General features: G+C 61.7%; 2 protein-coding genes. One reads left to right on the forward strand and one right to left on the reverse strand.

Annotated features, from left to right (window positions below):
* Nucleotides 1–414, reverse strand: a 414-nt coding sequence (locus EN994_RS32880; protein ID WP_127308223.1) for a hypothetical protein, incomplete at its 3' end; no start/stop codon positions are given.
* Nucleotides 415–634: 220 nt separating this feature from the next.
* On the opposite strand from EN994_RS32880, the gene EN994_RS32885 reads away from it, so the two are divergent.
* A complete protein-coding gene (locus EN994_RS32885; protein WP_063169591.1) occupies nucleotides 635–1,000 on the forward strand; it encodes a RidA family protein in 366 nt (121 codons plus the stop codon).
* Nucleotides 1,001–1,033: the final 33 nt, after the last annotated feature.

Raw genomic sequence — 1,033 nt, forward strand, 5'->3', positions numbered from 1 at the left:
GAAATACAGCGTCTGCCATTTCAGCCGGTCGACGCTGCCGTCCGCCTTGGCGACCGAGCCGTCGAACTTCTTGTGCAGCACGGCGCGGTCGCCGTCGACGTCGATGTCTCGCATGTTGGTGACGCGAAACAGCGCCTCGCGCAGCGGCTCGGCGAATTTGGTCGCCGCCGTCTCTTTGGCCTGGCGCAGCCATTCGTCGCGATAGACTTCGAGCCTTGGAAACTGCAGCCGCCAGGCGTCGGCGTTGTGCAGGAAATGCGCATGCATGCCGAAGAAACTCTCGGCGACGAAATCGTCCTCGACCATGGCCCAGTCCTGGCCGATGAAGGCGTCGATGTCGCGCCGCACCAGCATTTCCCAGAGCGCGTGGCGATCGGCATCGCCTGATGGAAACGGGTTCTTGTCGTAGGTCATTGCTGCTGTCTCCGCTCTGGCAAATCCGTCTATGCGGTGCGGCTTCCAAGCCGCCCGTCAGCGCGTACGATGCAAGGGCTCTTGTAATAAAGCAACGCAGATTTCCAAGAATGTTGCTTTCCAACAAGGCCCCTATGAGGATCGGCCGGATCGGCGTAAATGTCGATCGAAGCGGGCGCTGCAATGGCACCCCGTCCTGTCATCAGAGGAGGCTTGTCCCTTGCCGAAACAGTGTTTTGGAACGTCGCATGTGCCGTTGTCGCCCGCCGTGCGGGCAGGCGATCTCGTCTATGTCTCGGGCCAGGTTCCCGTCGGCAGCGACGGCATCGTGGTCAAGGGCGGCATATCGGAACAGACCGAGCAGGTGCTCGCCAACGTCAAGGCCGCGCTGGCGCTGGCCGGCTGCACCATGGACGATGTGGTGAAGACCACCGTGTGGCTGGAAGACGCGCGCGATTTCGGCGCCTTCAACGCGGTCTATGCCAGGCACTTTCCGAAGAACCCGCCGGCCCGCACCACGGTCGAATCGCGGCTGATGATCGATATCAAGATCGAGGTCGAGGCGGTCGCCTATCGGCCTCTGTAAGCAAAGCAACGAGCGGAGGTTACTCCATGCAAT

Source organism: Mesorhizobium sp. M7A.F.Ca.CA.002.09.1.1 (assembly GCF_003998555.1).
Classification (GTDB): Bacteria; Pseudomonadota; Alphaproteobacteria; order Rhizobiales; family Rhizobiaceae; genus Mesorhizobium; species Mesorhizobium ciceri.